Source organism: Bradyrhizobium sp. LB14.3 (assembly GCF_040547985.1).
Taxonomy (GTDB): Bacteria; Pseudomonadota; Alphaproteobacteria; order Rhizobiales; family Xanthobacteraceae; genus Bradyrhizobium.
Window position 1 is genome coordinate 187,526 of record NZ_JBEPQT010000012.1, and the last position, 14,697, is coordinate 202,222.

General features: G+C 60.2%; 11 protein-coding genes. 3 read left to right on the forward strand and 8 right to left on the reverse strand.

Translation table 11 applies throughout. The features are described 5' to 3' along the window. Positions 1–5: 5 nt before the first annotated feature. The 8 genes from tssH to ABIB00_RS22485 form a co-directional block, all read right to left on the reverse strand. Positions 6–2,645 (reverse strand): type VI secretion system ATPase TssH, encoded by a 2,640-nt coding sequence (gene tssH / locus ABIB00_RS22450; protein WP_354105886.1) that lies wholly within the window; start codon positions 2,643–2,645, stop codon positions 6–8. Positions 2,646–2,742: 97 nt separating this feature from the next. Next, the gene (gene tssG, locus ABIB00_RS22455; RefSeq protein WP_354105887.1) at positions 2,743–3,807 is read right to left on the reverse strand and encodes a type VI secretion system baseplate subunit TssG; all 1,065 of its coding nucleotides are present in this window, start codon (positions 3,805–3,807) and stop codon (positions 2,743–2,745) included. Next, positions 3,771–5,738: a type VI secretion system baseplate subunit TssF gene (tssF, locus tag ABIB00_RS22460; RefSeq protein WP_354105888.1), complete on the reverse strand. Its 1,968-nt coding sequence runs from the start codon at positions 5,736–5,738 to the stop codon at positions 3,771–3,773. Before tssF ends, tssG begins: the two co-directional genes overlap by 37 nt. Position 5,739: 1 nt before the next feature. Then, positions 5,740–6,288, reverse strand: a complete 549-nt coding sequence (gene tssE, locus ABIB00_RS22465; protein ID WP_354105889.1) for a type VI secretion system baseplate subunit TssE — start codon at positions 6,286–6,288, stop codon at positions 5,740–5,742. Positions 6,289–6,470: 182 nt separating this feature from the next. After that, on the reverse strand, positions 6,471–6,956 hold the full coding sequence (locus ABIB00_RS22470; protein ID WP_247340886.1) for an Hcp family type VI secretion system effector: 486 nt from the start codon (positions 6,954–6,956) through the stop codon (positions 6,471–6,473). 50 nt (positions 6,957–7,006) lie between these two features. Next, positions 7,007–8,509, reverse strand: coding sequence for a type VI secretion system contractile sheath large subunit (gene tssC, locus ABIB00_RS22475; protein ID WP_247340885.1), 1,503 nt, complete (start codon positions 8,507–8,509; stop codon positions 7,007–7,009). A 16-nt stretch (positions 8,510–8,525) separates the two neighbouring features. Beyond that, positions 8,526–9,053, reverse strand: a complete 528-nt coding sequence (gene tssB / locus ABIB00_RS22480; RefSeq protein ID WP_247340884.1) for a type VI secretion system contractile sheath small subunit — start codon at positions 9,051–9,053, stop codon at positions 8,526–8,528. 127 nt (positions 9,054–9,180) lie between these two features. After that, the gene (locus ABIB00_RS22485; RefSeq protein WP_354105907.1) at positions 9,181–10,494 is read right to left on the reverse strand and encodes a type VI secretion system protein TssA; all 1,314 of its coding nucleotides are present in this window, start codon (positions 10,492–10,494) and stop codon (positions 9,181–9,183) included. A gap of 347 nt (positions 10,495–10,841) precedes the next feature. Between ABIB00_RS22485 and ABIB00_RS22490 the strand changes: the two genes are divergently transcribed. The 3 genes from ABIB00_RS22490 to tagH are packed head-to-tail and all read left to right on the forward strand — an operon-like array spanning position 10,842 to position 14,671. Beyond that, entirely contained in the window at positions 10,842–12,710 is a 1,869-nt protein-coding gene (locus tag ABIB00_RS22490; RefSeq protein WP_354105890.1) for a type VI secretion system Vgr family protein, read from the forward strand. 5 nt (positions 12,711–12,715) lie between these two features. Next, positions 12,716–13,279, forward strand: a complete 564-nt coding sequence (locus ABIB00_RS22495) for a DUF6931 family protein (RefSeq protein ID WP_247340882.1) — start codon at positions 12,716–12,718, stop codon at positions 13,277–13,279. Between the two features lie 12 nt (positions 13,280–13,291). Further along, positions 13,292–14,671, forward strand: a complete 1,380-nt coding sequence (gene tagH / locus ABIB00_RS22500) for a type VI secretion system-associated FHA domain protein TagH (protein ID WP_354105908.1) — start codon at positions 13,292–13,294, stop codon at positions 14,669–14,671. Positions 14,672–14,697: the final 26 nt, after the last annotated feature.

Below are 14,697 nucleotides of genomic sequence, written 5' to 3' on the forward strand. Positions count from 1 at the left end.
CGTGCTCAATTCCACGAATATGCGAACTTGTCGTTCTCGATCGAGACGCGTGCTTCCTTCACCTCTTCCTTGGCGAGCGACTTGCTGAGGAATTCGCGCGACAGCTCGGGGAGCAGGGTGTTGGTGATGATGTTGTCAATCATTCGCCCACCGGAGTCCGGGTCGTTGCAACGCGACACAATGTGCTCGACGACCGCGTCGTCATAACCGAAGGTCGCGTTATGATTGTCGCGAAGGCGCCGTCCGATGCGGTCGAGTTGCAAACGCACGATCCCGGACAGCATCTCGTCCGACAGCGGGAAGTACGGTATCGAGACGATGCGTCCGAGCAGCGCCGCTGGGAACACCTTCAGCAACTCCGGCCTTAACATCCTGGCGAGCTCTTCCGGCTCGTCGCGATACTTTGGATCGCGTGATAGGCCCATGATCAGATCGGTGCCGACGTTTGTGGTAAGGATGATCAAAGTGTTCTTGAAGTCGATCCGCCGCCCATTGCCGTCCTCCATGGTTCCTTTGTCGAATACCTGAAAGAAGATTTCATGGACGTCGGGATGAGCTTTCTCCACCTCGTCGAGCAGAATGACGCTATAGGGCTTGCGCCGGACGGCCTCGGTGAGGCGCCCACCTTCGCCATAGCCGACATAGCCGGGAGGTGCGCCTTTCAAGGTCGAGACGGTGTGCGCTTCCTGGAACTCTGACATGTTGATCGTAATCATGTTTTGCTCGCCGCCATAAAGAGTCTCGGCAAGCGCCAGGGCGGTTTCGGTCTTGCCCACACCGGACGGGCCAGCCAGCATGAACACGCCGATCGGTTTCGACGGGTTGTCCAGCTTGGCGCGGCTGGTCTCAATTCGCTTGGCGATCATCGTCAGCCCATGGGACTGGCCGACGACGCGGCGGTTGAGGATCTCCGGTAGCTTCAGCACGGTTTCGATCTCGTCGCGCATCATCCGGCCGACCGGGATGCCGGTCCAATCAGAGACAACGGACGCCACCGACTGCTGATCTACATGGGCATAGACCATTCGCTTTTCCGGATTGATGGTCTCAAGTGTGTCGAACTTGCTGCGCAGCTCCGCGCGCCTGGCAGCCGGATCTTCGCCTTCCTTGGGCCCGGACAGGATTTCACGAATGCTGCGGATGTCCTTGAAGAGCTCCTGCTCGACCGCCCAATCGGCATCGAGGTTCGTCAGCTTGTCTTTCAGTGCGGCGATGTCGTTGGCGATCGCGACAATGCGCTCGTTGTCATCTACCCCAAGGTCGCTGTCGCTGACGAGTGCTGATCTCTCAGCTTCACGAGCGGCAATCGCAACGCGTGCATCCTCGATCAGGGCCGGCGTCGCGCTCTGGCTGATGGCCACGCGTGCCGAGGCGGTGTCAAGCAGGCTGACCGCCTTGTCCGGCAACTGCCGCGAAGGAATGTAGCGGTGGGACAGGTTGACCGCTGCGACGATCGCAGCATCCGAAATGCGAACACCGTGGTGCTTTTCCATCGGACCGAGAAGTCCGCGCAGCATGATGCAGCAGGTCTCCACATCAGGTTCGTCGATCTGGATTGGCTGGAAGCGCCGGGTGAGCGCGGGATCCTTCTCGATGTACTGGCGATATTCCGCCCATGTGGTGGCGGCGATTGTGCGCAGCGTGCCACGAGCGAGGGGAGGTTTCAGGAGATTGGCCGCATCGCCGGTGCCGGCCGCGCCGCCGGCGCCGATCAGTGTGTGGGCCTCATCGATGAACATGATGATGGGGGTAGGTGAGCTCTGCACCTCGTCAATCACCGACCGCAAACGCTGCTCGAACTCGCCCTTCATGGAGGCGCCGGCTTGCATCAGGCCGATGTCGAGTGCGCAGAGCCTTACATTGCGTAGCGGTGGCGGCACGTCGCCCGCGGCAATGCGCTGCGCGAAGCCTTCGACAACTGCGGTCTTGCCGACGCCAGCCTCGCCGGTGAGAATTGGATTGTTCTGCCGCCGACGCATCAACACGTCGATCAGTTGGCGGATTTCTTCGTCCCGGCCAAGGATCGGATCCATTTCGCCCGATTTGGCCTTGGCGGTGAGGTCCTGGGAGAACCGGTCGAGCGGCGTCGTGCCCTTCCGACCCGCTTGGGCCGCGCCTTCCGTGCCGGCGCCAACCAGGCCCGAACCGTCCATCGGCCGCATGGTCTCCTCGTCGGAGCCGGTCCAGACAGCGCGGCGTTCCGCCGCCAGTGCGTCGACGTTGACCTTGGCAAATTCCCGCGAGAGGTTGTTCAGCGTGCGACGAATATCGTTCGATTTCAGGCCTGCCACAAGCAGATGACCGGTGCGGATTTGAGTCTCGCCAAAGAAGAGCGTGGCATAGTGCCAGCCGCGATCGAGCAGATCGATGACCGAATTCGCGACGCCCGGCATGTCGGTCTCGTTCTTAGAAAAGCCGCTGATCACGCCGGCAAGGTCGGACAATAAGCGCGCGCGGTCGAGCTTGTAGTGATCGACCGAGAGGCTGAGATCGTTGCGCTCCTGCTGCAGAATATGAAACAGCCAGTGCGCAAGCTCGACGTTGCGATTGCCGGCGCTCTTTGCGTGGCGCAGGGCCTGTATGAAGGCATCATAGCCGGCCCGGTTCAGCTTGCCCGTTACAGCTTCAATGCTGATGTCGGTCACGGCGGCTCCTCCTGCTCAATTCCTCCGCGGATGCTCGCCATCATGCGGAAATTGCTTCAAATTCCATAGCATTAGGCGATCAGCGCGATGGATAGGTTCAAATCGCCGCGGCATTGGCTGCGGCGCTCCGGCGGGCTCTCAATCGCTCGCCGAGCTGAAAGCGGGCATCGCGGCGATATTCTTCCGTGGAGGCCCAGTTCGGTGAGACCCAGGAGGTCCATCCAAGTCGACCACTTTGTCCGAGCCTGACCGGTACAACCTCTCCCGCAGGAATGGCGAGCTCGACCTCCCATTCCAATTCGTCGCCGATATAGAAGAAAACGGCGTCGGCCAGTGGCTCCGACAGGTTGGGTGTTTCGGTCGGCAGGAATTGTTCGTACTGAGCAAATGTTCTGACAAAGACCCGAACTCTGATCTTGTCCTCGACGCTGAACACGCGCGAGCCCAGAAGGGCGTCCTGACCGAGCCTCGCATGCGTTCCGCCGAGCCGGCTGCAGTGACTTGGGTCGAATGAGAGCCAGGTGCCGACGAATTCGTCGATCTCGACTTTGACCTCGAACAGTCCTTGCAGGAACCGCGTCAACCGTGATGCACACTTCGCCCTGGGCGCGATCAGTCCAGCGAAGCTGAGCTTCGCCATGTCAGGTACCGTATCGCGATCGGCGAAAACAGCGGAGCCCAAGCCGGTGAAGGAGCCGACATAGGCGATGAAGCGATCCTCCGCGGGGCGGTCATGCTGCGCGATCGGGCGCGCATCGGCCCAGGCACGAAAGAAGAGTTGCAGGAAGCGTCCGTTGAGGAGGTCAAGAAAGCGCGGGAAGGCGTCATCCCGCATCAGCCACCAGCTGAGACTTTCATCGGTGGTGGCAATGGGCAGGGCGCCCTGCGGGCCCAAAAGGCCGAGAAATTTGACGAGTATCCTGAGCCTGCCACTCTGGTCGTCCACTGCCGCGAGGTTCGAGGCGGGGAACTCCAGATAAGGCGCTTGGCCGAGTTCGATATATTCGTCGCGGCGCGCGGCACTGTCACCGATCCGCGGTCGATCCGGGTTGGCGCGCTCGAACTGGCGTAACGTATGGAAGAAATCGAAACGCCAGGGCTCGGCCTTCATCTGGTCGATCAGCGTCATAGCGGTCTCCGCGTGCCCATGCGCGGCGGCCATCGCATGATCTCGCCGCGCTCCGGCGTCGAGATGACCGTCTGGGTGAAGGTGTTGAAGCCGGAATAGTCGGCGAAGAAGCGTTCCAGCACCGCCCCGAGCAAAAATACGCCGCTGCCCTCAAATGCTTTCTCGTCGAGCGTGACGGTAATCTCCAGGCCCCGTGCTGCGCCGCTGCCGGTGCGCTCACGCACGCGCCGCACCACGGGGCGGCTTTCTATGCTGCGCACGCCGCGGATCTTGCGTTCCGTGGCGTCGTCGAATTGGTCGGCGAACAAGGACAGCATCTCGCGCAGCGCTGCGGCGTTCTTGCCGCCACCGCGCTCGACGAGGCCAAGATAGTTGAGGCTGAGCATGTTGATCAGCCGCCAGCTGACAATCCCGCTGTTGGCGATTTCGCTGCGGCTGCGCAATTGGGCCACCACCGGCTCGCGCGGCGGCGTGGGACCGGCGACGCACATCAGATCAAGGGATGTGTCGTCCAGCAGGCGAAAATCGGCGCCGCCCTGGCCGACCGGCAAGTGCTCCGTGAGATGGCGATTGGAGCAGAGAGCCCGAACGCTCAGTTCGGCGACAGAGCCTTTGCCGCTCAATTCACCGGGCTCGAGCAGTGACAGGAACATGTCCGTCCCGGTGTAGTCGGAGGAAGAACCGTATGTCTTTTCTTCCACTGTGCGGCGCCGAGGTAAGCGGCGGACGGTAAAATAAAGCCCGTCGACCGACCCGCTGGTCCGGTCGACGGCGGCCGAATATAGCGGGCGCACGGGCCGCTTATCCTTCTCTGCCGGAAGGTGCGCGTAGACTTCGAGCACCTGGTGCGGTTCGTATTCCAGATAGCGGCTGCGATCTGGCACCACATGGTACTCGTGCGTATTCGACTTGACCGGAATGCGATCACTCGTCTTCTCGAACAGATTGATCGCCGGCGCGGTATAGAGCCTGAACGTCTCGGGGCGCACCGAGGCGGCCAACCGTGAATTATGTTCATCGAATGCGAAGACAATATCGATCGATTTGCTGCGCAGCCGTGACATCACGCTGCGAAGTCCGGTGAGGTTAATGCCGAGGAACTTGCGTGGAAACATGAAATATTCTCGCAGCAGCTCCGAGCCACGAAAGATCCGGTTGTCGTTAGGAAACAGAGACTCGTTCTCGTCGAAGCCAATTTGCTGCACGCTGTCATGGGGGGCACGAGTCACCACCGGATCGCCGAAGTCGTCGAGATGCCGGAAGTAGACCCCCCTGCAATTCGAGATCAATTGCTCGTAAAGCGCGATGGCGTCGGATTCCGCACCGGACAGGTAGATCGGAAGCTCGCTCACGCGGCAGCCTGCGAACCAGGTTTCCGGCTTGGTCCGGGCCTCTGCGTCCGGCGGCTCCTCGTCGAGCCGGGCCGCACTACGATGGGTCAACGATAGCCTCAGCCCCGCGATGACATCACTGCCGACCGGGATACCGAGCGCTTGCAGAGCGCCCGCCGTCGAGAAATACTCGGCGCTTGTGACGTCAAATGGCCAGAGCACGATGTCGCGGCAAAGTCGAAACCGGCAGGAAAGACTTCGTTCTCTCTCGCGATAGGTCGCGTCGAAATAGGCGCCGCGCGCGATCTTCCTGCCGTCGCGCAGCGCCGGGTCGGCATAGGGTGGCCGGGCGGTGACCAGCATGGCCGAAGGTGTCGGCGCAAGATAGTTCGGTACCAGTTGCTCGAGCAGGTTTGCAGTGAATTCCGGGAACTCGTGCTTGAGCTTGAGCTGAACGCGGGCGGCAAGAAACGCAGCGCCTTCCAGCAGTCCCGTGATCATCGGGTCCGAGCGGTCCCGGATCAGGCCGCCGAGGCGCTCTGCGATACCTGGATATTCTTCGGCGAAATCTCCCGCCTGCTCGTACAGCAATGACAGTTCACGATTGTAGAAATCGAGGAATTCGCGATTCATGCTAAAGTCGATTGATCTGGATGTCGCCGCTGTCGAGGTCGACGTCGGCGATAAATTCCACGGGGACGTTGAGCGGCTCAGCTTTGAGGTCGGCGTGAACGATGAAGCGCAGCTTCAGCTGCTCAGGACCGACCGAGCCGTCGCGACGAACCCGGATCGTCTTGCGATCCAGTCTGGGCTCGTAGGTCGCTAGCGTCTCGCGCAACGCGTCGGTGAGTTCGTCGTCCGTAACCTCGTCGATCGAGCGGTGGGCGATATCGGGGAAGCCGTAGTTCAGGATCGATGTCCGGACGCAATCCCGGTCGCTCAGATCCAGGGTCGATTCCAGAGCAATGGTATTGAGAAGTGTTTCAAGGTCATGAGAGACCTCCCGCCGCAACAGCGTTTCCGAGATCGGAAAGCGGCCTGCGCTACGCCGCCCGGCAATGACCCGTTCACCGAATTCATCGCGCAAATTGAGCTTCTTGCGCGCATCGCGAGCTTCATGAGCCAAGCGAAAGGCCAGCATTAGCGGGGGAGAGAGACGATCCCTCTTTGGAGTAATGGTCATTTACCGTCCCCAAGACGCCAGGCTCGCTATGCCCTTTCGCGGAGCATCAGCTGGTCTCCATGATGATGTCGCCTCGGCAGGCGGTCGGGCTCGCGACCGCTCCCGCCGAGACGTCAACCGCAATCGCACCGTGCGGCGCCGGTTCGCGCTAATCGCAACCGGCGCCAAGCAGAAGCCGACAATCAGGCCCATTCCTTGTTGGCGGGAACGTCCCAGCCAAACACCGGCGCCGCTCCAGCGCCGCCTTTTTCCGTCTGGGTCTTGTACGTCATCTTGACCTTCGCGAAATTCAGACTCACGTTTTCGGTGAGGCGATCTTCGCCGTGCGATCCGCCCGTCGATACACTCGAGACCAGAATGTGCTTCATCTCGATCTTGAGATACTCCAGCGGATTTTCACCCGCCTTGCGGACCGTGAGAATGGCCGTATCAATGTGCTTGCCGTTCGCACAGACTTTGAAAAGCTCCGGCGTGGCCTTGTCGACGAAGTGCGTGAAGTGCAGATCCTGGATGCTGACCTTGCCGGCGCCGCCGCCCGAACCGCTGTGGAAAGTGCCTGACTGGCTCTCGCCGAAAGACCAGCTCAAAATATCGATTTCGTCCTTGTGCTTGTCGTCCAGCGACTCGCCCTTGATCGGGTCGAGTTTCAAGAAGATGTCGACAGCCATAGCATAGTCCTCTCAAATTTCTGCGTGGTTACGGTTGCGATGTTGCGGCGTCAGGAACCGGGGCCGGGTAGGCGTGAAACCAGGCTGAGGCCGACGTCCATCGCCTCCAACTGAAAGTGTGGACGAAGAAAGAAGCGCGCGTTGTAATATCCCGGATTCTCCTCGTTTGCGATGACTTCAACCTTCGCAGCGGCCAGTGGCTTGCGCGCTTTCTGAGCTTCTGACGAGAGGGCTGGGTTGGCATCAACGTATTCGTTGATCCAGGTTTGCAGCCAGATCGTCAGCTCATCCTTCTCCTTCATGGATCCGATCTTGTCGCGAACCATGCACTTCAGATAGTGCGCAAAGCGGGACACTGCGAACATGTAAGGTAGTCGTGACGACAGGTTGTCGGACGCGGTGGCATCCACGCCCTTTTCGCCGAAGTACTTCTTCGGCTTGTAGAGTGACTGGGCGCCGATGAAGGCAGCCTTGTCGGTGTTCTTGCGATGGATCAGCGGGATGAGGCCCGCCTTTGCAAGTTCGTGCTCGCGGCGATCACTGATTGCGATTTCGGTCGGGCATTTCAGGTCGACGCCGCCGTCATCGGTCGGGAATGTGTGCGTCGGCAGGTTGATAACTTCGCCGCCGGACTGCACACCGCGGATGCGCGTGCACCAGCCAAACTCCTTGAAGGCGCGGTTGATGTTGACCGCCATTGCGTAGGCGGCGTTGATCCAGCCGTATTTGTCGCCGGTGTGTCCGTCCGTCTCCTCTTCGAAGGCGAACTCTTCCACGGGCTCCGATTTCGCGCCGTAGGGGAGGCGGCCGAGCGCGCGCGGCATGCACAGGCCGAGATAGCGCGAGTCGTCCTGATCGCGCAGTCCCTTCCATGCGGCATATTCCGGCGTGTCGAACACCTTGCCGATGTCGCGAGGGTTGGACAGCTCGGTCCAAGAGTCCATTCCCATCAGCGTCGGCTCGGCGCCGCTGAAGAAGGGGGCGTGTGCGGCGCCGGCGATCTTGCTGAGATCGCGGAGCAGTTGTACATCGGTGGGGAGGTGACTGAAATAATAATCGCCGATCAGGCAGCCGAAAGGCTCGCCACCCAGCTGGCCGAATTCATACTCATAGATCTGCTTGAAAAGGGGGCTCTGGTCCCAGCGTGCATCGGGATAAAGCCGCAGATTCCGATACAGCTCGTTCTTGGAGACGTTCATCACCCGGATCTTCAGGTTGGCGTCGGTCTCGGAATTGAAGACGAGGTAGTGGAGGCCGCGCCACGCACTTTCGATCGCCTGGAACTCAGGTGTATGAAGAATCTCGTTCATTTGCGCGGTCAGTTTCTGGTCGATCCGCGCGATCATCTCCTCGATGGTATCGAGGACGTCCGACTTGATGACGCTCGTATCCTTCAACGCCTCTTGAACGAGCGTGGATACGGCGTTTTCGACTTCGGTTGCAGCACGTTCAGTGCGCGGTTTGAAGCTTTGCTTCAGCAGGCTGGCAAACTCATCAGCTTCGACGGTTTTGACCTGGGTAGTGCTCTCTTTGTGAACAGCTTCTTTTGCCATGGTCCCCATTCCTTCCTTAGCTCTCGGTGCCAGGTTCGGTCGACTGGCTTGTCGCGCGTTCCCGCAGCGCTGCCATCAGTTGAGGATCGGCGAGAAGTTTTTTCAGCTGGTCCTCGGCGGCCACCTTGCCATCCATGTAGCGCAGCAGGTTGGCGAGTTGTTCGCGCGCCTCGAGCAGCTTGGCGGTGGCCGGCACCTGGCGGGCGACTGCCACCGGAGTGAAGTCTGCCATCTTGTTGAAGTGCAGGTTGACCGAGATCTTTTCGTCGGATCCATCGCTGAGGCGATTGGCGACGCGCGCCGTCACGCCGGGCTGGATTGCGGCCATGCGGTTGTCGAAATTGTCCATGTCGAACTCGAGGAATTTACGCTCCTCGACCTTCGTCTTCTCGACGCCAGGGTTATTGCCGGAAAGGTCGGAGAGGACGCCCATGACGAACGGCAGTTCTATAAGTCGCTCGGCGTCATAAGGATCTTCGTATGTGATGTGCACGCGCGGTGCGCGGTTTCGTCGAATGAATTTTTGACCGCTGTCTGTAGCCATGGTTCCCTCACTACGAAATCGCTTTAAACATCGAATTTGCGCGACGCAGATTGACTAGGGCGCTTCAAGTTGCTGCGGTCGGCAAACATGCTTGTGTCCAATTAGTGCCCTCGACCGAAAGCTCGGTTCAACGCGATCTGTCGATTGTTTTAAGCGCTCCCTCAGGTAAAACATCATTCAAAAGGCTGAGGAAATCTCGTTGTGCAAGATCGCGCGCGCGATCGACCAAAAAGGGGATCGGGCTGGACGGCTCCGCGGTTCGGAAAAACGACGCCACCTTCGTCAGCAGACCCAAGGCCTGCGCTCTGTTTTCCACCGAAAAAACAATATCTTGGGCGCTCTCATCGGTCGTCGATGAGAGCGAGATCGCGAGCTCCGCCATCCGTTCGATCGGCAGCTCGAAGACCTTGTCCCGCCCGATGTTGATCGCAGCGCTCTCCACGTGGGACGGCACCAGCATCCGCATCACTTCAATAAATGATTTGCCGACCATCTCCTGCGCTTGACGTACCAGCAACAGCGCCGGGTTGGATGGTTCCATTCGGGCAAAATAGGCGGCCGCTGCGCCGAGCGCTGCGGACGCCTGTGCAGATGAAGCCAACATCCCGGTGGTGTCCAGCGGCACCTGTATATCGACGGAACCGGCATCTTCCGCAGTTGCGGTAATCGCCGCGGGATCACGCAACGCGACAAGACCCGCAAGCCAGGCAGCCATGCCGTTAACCAAACCGGAGAGCCTGTCGAGGCTGATAGGTTGCCCCGAGTTCATCTTCTCACGCCAGGTCGCCTTGATGCCTGCGATTTCAGCAGCGACCGCGGAGCACCGCGCGCTTGTTGCCTTGAGAGTGTCGAGATCGGTCTCGCTGACGATGCGCTCGATGGTCGCGAGATCGAGCCCGTCGGCGTCGGCGTCACCGGCGGGAATTTCGCCCTGGGCGATTTGATAAGCACGGTAGTTGAGGTTGCCGTGTCTGCGGTTCTCAATCAGGGGAAGGAACTGGAGCGGGTTGATCACGGTCGGAAACACGTCGATTGCTTCGACCGTGACGGCCCGAAGCGCGTAGTCGCCGTCCTCGCCCTTCGGATGCACCGCTTCCCACTGCTCGCGCAGCAGCAAGTTGGTCGCCCTCAGGCAGTAAAGAAAGCCGTCGAGGTCGCGGTTGAGGATTGAAAACTTGGCCAGCAGCAGGTTTAGGCGCAGATCGCGGGTACGCGCCAGAAGGGGCTGTGCGGCGGCAAATTGGCCGGCAAAATCGACTGCCTTTGGATCGAAGCGTCCACGCTCCCCATTGGCATTGACGACCTCGAAGAACGACATTGGCAGCAGGGATTCCGCACCTGCGAAGAAGTTCAGATATTGGACGTCTCCGATGGCGTCGAGATCCGGCCCGCAGGGATCGTCAGCGGTAATGGGCAGCGTCAGGGAGGCGACATCAAGCATGCGAGGATCGTCCATCTGCTCGGTCACGGCCCCGCTGCCGAGCCCGTGACGACTAGGGGATCTCGCGGGGGCGTATGATCCGATTCTATACCTATGGGTCAGATGCCTGCTGATCTTGGTTCATTTCCGAAGATGCCATTTTCGCGTGAACCGGCAAGCTCTTGGGGCCGACTACTTGATGGCCAGGGTGGTTCTTTGGACGGCTGTCGTGAAACGTCAGGAGGCCCAGCCCCGGGGCGGACTTGCCGGCACTGCCAGTGGCAGGCAGGATTTCCGCGGTTCTTGCATAACGTCTGATCAGCTCTTTGCAGCGGGTCATTCGATCGAAGGAGGGAGTTTAAGCCCACATGGGCCAGCTTACTCAGGATACCCGCCTCTGCGAACTCAAGACGCCTCTTGGCAAAGACGTTCTGGTTTTTGCCGGATTCGAAGGCTCGGAAGGTCTCAGTGAACTGTTCGAGTATCGCATCGAGTGTCTCAGTGAGGATGCCGACCTCGACTTCGACCGAGCCATTGGTCAGCAATGTACGCTGACGATAAAGCTGCATGAAAAGGAGCGCGAGTTCAGTGGCATTCTGACGGAGGCCCAGTGGCTCGGGGTAAACAACGACTATTTCAGCTACCGGATCGTGCTGAGGCCTTGGTTTTGGCTGTTGTCGCGAACCACCGATTGTCGGATCTTTCAGGACAAGAAAGCGCCGGACATCATCAAGGAGGTCTTCAACGAACGCGGCTTCACCGATTATGAATCCAAACTGACCGAAGAGGGGTCCTGTCCGAAGCTCGAATATTGCGTTCAGTACCGGGAGACTGACATGAATTTCGTGTGCCGGCTGATGGAACAGCACGGCATCTACTACTTCTTCAAGCACGAGGGCGGCAAACATACGCTGGTGTTGGCGGACTCCAAATCGTCGCATAGCCCAATCAACGGTCTTGCTGCGATTCCCTATATCCCATTGACGGGGGCCGATCGTCGAGGCGAGCAGCATATCTACGAATGGGTCTCGGAGCGCCGGTTTCGGACCGGCAAGATCGAGCTCAACGACTACAACTATCAGAAGCCCAACGCGCAGATGATCAGCGACGCCAAGGGCTCCGAGCACTACACTCGGTCGGAGATGGAGTTTTACGACTATCCAGGGAAGTTCAAGGAAAAGTCCGACGGCGAGCGCTACGCGAAAATCCAGCTTCAGGCCGAGCAGGCAATGGACCGGAGGCGCCGCGGCAATGGCGACGCCGTCAACCTGTTCCCCGGTGGGCTAACGAAACTTGAAAAGCACTCCAAGGATTCGCAGAACGTGGATTATCTCGTGGTGCGAGCCACGCACTCGTTCTCGATCGAATCTTATCGCACCGGCGGTCCGAGCGACGCCGGGCAACACGTTTATTTCGGCAGCTACGAGTTTCTGCCGAGCGATCGGCCGTTTCGAGCGCCGATGCTGACCCCGAAGCCAAGGATCAATGGCATCCAGACTGCCAAGGTGGTGACCAAAGACGACAATTCGAGCGAGGAAATCGACGTCGAGTCGCTCGGCGAAATCTACGTCCGCTTTTTCTGGGATCGCAAGAAGAAGCGGTCGTGCCGGTTGCGTGTCGCCCAGGTTTGGTCTGGCAAGCGCTGGGGCGGTCAGATCATCCCACGCGTCGGGCAGGAAGTCGTTGTCGAATTCCTGGAAGGGGATCCGGACCGGCCCCTGGTGATCGGCACCGTGTACAACGACGAATACAAGCTGCCCTACGATCTGCCGTCGAAGAAGACGATTGCGGGATTGAAGTCCGACTCCACCAAAGGCGGCGGCGGCTTCAACGAGTGGAATTTCGAGGACAAGAAGGGATCCGAGAAGATCACGGTGCATGCCGAGAAGGACCATGACGTGACGGTCCGCGACACCGAGACACGGACCATCGGCGAAGCTGCATTCGGCGGCGACACCCGCAAGACCACGCTCAAGAAAGGCAATGACAAACTCGATATCGAATTGGGCGGTCAGCACATCACGCTGGCCATGGACCAGTCCGTCAATGCGGGCATCAGCATCACGCTCATGGCCAACGCCAATATCACCCTGCAGGTTGGTCCGAGCCAGATTATCCTGACCCCGGCGGGTATCGTCATCAACGCGCCGACGATCGCCATGACAGCGCAGGCCGGCATGGCGCTTGCTGCCGGCGGTCCGCTGGTCGCTCACGGCACTCCAACTCTTGTCGGTTGACGATCATGGGGCAGGTTAGATTCGGCACGGTACAGGATCTGTTTCAGGCCTATCCCTTGGCGCGCTATGATGTCGGCAGAGCCGACGCTGACAAGCCTTCGCTGGATTTCCTTCAGGAGGCCGCCGACGCGTGCAATTGGCACCCCGCCGTGTCTTACTGTGCCTACCTGCTTCCAAGGCGCGTGGCAATTGGCTGGGGATGTCGCTCTCTGCGACGGATGTTCGACCATTTCGATGCCAGCGATAGCAGGTCGCTCAATATTGTGGAGACCTGGGTCCGGCAACCGGACGAGCAGTCCCGGAACAAGGCGCTGGCTGTCGGCAATGCCAACGATCCTGAGCAGCCAGCAACGTGGCTGGCGCTGGCGGCCGGCTGGTCCGGTGGAAGCGTGGTTCCCCCGGAATTTGCGCCCGTGGAAGCCAAGCCAGATCAGGCCGCACGGGCGGTGCGTACAGCACTGCTGATTGGCCTCTGCCGGCTCCCCCGTGACTCCCGGGACCAGATAATGACGTCATGCCTGGAGGATGGTATTCAATTGGCACGCGGCGAACCGCGCCCTCCGCGCTAACGAGACGATGTGATGGTGCTGCGCTTTAATATCGAGAACGAACCGAATCTTCCGGACGGCGGACCTGTGTCGTTTACGGTCACCGGCAGGCGTTCGGTCGATATTGGCCGGGACCGTCACCTCGACTGGACGCTGCCGGATCCGGCGCGGACGATTTCCGGAAAGCATTGCGAGGTGCACTTTCGCGACGGTGGCTATTGGCTGCACGACGTCTCGACCAACGGCACCTTTCTCAATGGTGCCGACCAGCGCATACGCGGGCCGCACCGCTTGCGCGACGGCGATCGGCTCACGATCGGCCACTACATCATCGGAGTTTCGCTGGAGGCTGAGGCTGGCGGGCGCACCCCACACCATGAGGCGCAACTGCACGAACCCTCGGGCCAGCAGCATGCGGATTACGGAGAGCTTTGGACGGCCGATCGTGACGTTCCGCCGCCGATCGATCCGCAATTGTTGAAGAAGCCACGCGAGGCTCCGCGGCCCGTCAATCCGGGGTTCCTGGATTGGGCGGCGAGCGTCCCGGCGCCGGGTGTGGACCCATTTCGACGGTCATCGCCGATGTCTCCGTACCAACCGTCCGTGCAGGACGACGACATGAACTGGGCAGCCGGTCCGGTCACCGCGCCGAAACCGCAAGTCGAGCGGCCGCCAGCCATGCCGACTCCACGCCGGCCGTCGGTGTGGATCGATGATGAACCAGCCGTCGCCCAGCCGCTAGCATCGCCATCGCACCCGCAGGTTGAGACGCCGCGCCCGGCGCAAGCAGCAGACGAGGGCCCTGTCACGGCCAAGCCAGTCGGTGGGACCGACTTCGCGCGACTGGTGGCTCGCGCTGCAGGATTGCCGGACAACTTCTTTGCCAGCAAGTCCGATGCCGAACTCGCCGAACAGCTTGGCATCATCTTGCGTGTGACCGTGGACAATCTGATGGCGCTGCTGCAGGCGCGAACCCAAGCCAAGCAGCTGACCCGTAGCACCAGCCAGACCACCGTCCAAGCGCTCGAAAATAATCCGCTGAAATTCTCGCCGACCTCGGAAGAAGCGATGCGCATTCTCTTTGGGCCGCCGACGCGCAGCTATCTCGACGCACAGCGCGCCTTTGCACAGGGCTTCAGTGATCTCAAGTCACATCAATTGAGGACCTATATGGCGATGCAGCACGCTGTCCATGAGCTGATTGCGGGCATAGATCCGACGCTGATGGCGCGCGAGCTCGAGCTTCAGCGTGGCGCAAGCTCCTGGCTCGGCACGAACAAGGGCAAACTCTGGGACGAGTTCTTGACGCGCTGGAAGGCGCATCTTGGCCGCGACAACAGCGCGCCGATCGAAACCTTTATGTTGCTTTTCTCGGACTATTACGACCGCGGTGACAAGCCCGGTTCAAAGTAAACTTTCGGCAACCACGCGGTTGCCGA

Bases quoted from the DNA above. Each gene is read 5' to 3' on its own strand.
- tagH (WP_354105908.1), top strand. From the start codon at position 13,292: ATGGTGCTGCGCTTTAATATCGAGAACGAACCGAATCTTCCGGACGGC.
- ABIB00_RS22490 (WP_354105890.1), top strand. From the start codon at position 10,842: ATGGGCCAGCTTACTCAGGATACCCGCCTCTGCGAACTCAAGACGCCT.
- ABIB00_RS22495 (WP_247340882.1), top strand. From the start codon at position 12,716: ATGGGGCAGGTTAGATTCGGCACGGTACAGGATCTGTTTCAGGCCTAT.
- tssF (WP_354105888.1), bottom strand. From the start codon at position 5,738: ATGAATCGCGAATTCCTCGATTTCTACAATCGTGAACTGTCATTGCTG.
- tssC (WP_247340885.1), bottom strand. From the start codon at position 8,509: ATGGCAAAAGAAGCTGTTCACAAAGAGAGCACTACCCAGGTCAAAACC.
- tssB (WP_247340884.1), bottom strand. From the start codon at position 9,053: ATGGCTACAGACAGCGGTCAAAAATTCATTCGACGAAACCGCGCACCG.
- ABIB00_RS22485 (WP_354105907.1), bottom strand. From the start codon at position 10,494: ATGCTTGATGTCGCCTCCCTGACGCTGCCCATTACCGCTGACGATCCC.
- tssG (WP_354105887.1), bottom strand. From the start codon at position 3,807: ATGGCCGCCGCGCATGGGCACGCGGAGACCGCTATGACGCTGATCGAC.
- ABIB00_RS22470 (WP_247340886.1), bottom strand. From the start codon at position 6,956: ATGGCTGTCGACATCTTCTTGAAACTCGACCCGATCAAGGGCGAGTCG.
- tssE (WP_354105889.1), bottom strand. From the start codon at position 6,288: ATGACCATTACTCCAAAGAGGGATCGTCTCTCTCCCCCGCTAATGCTG.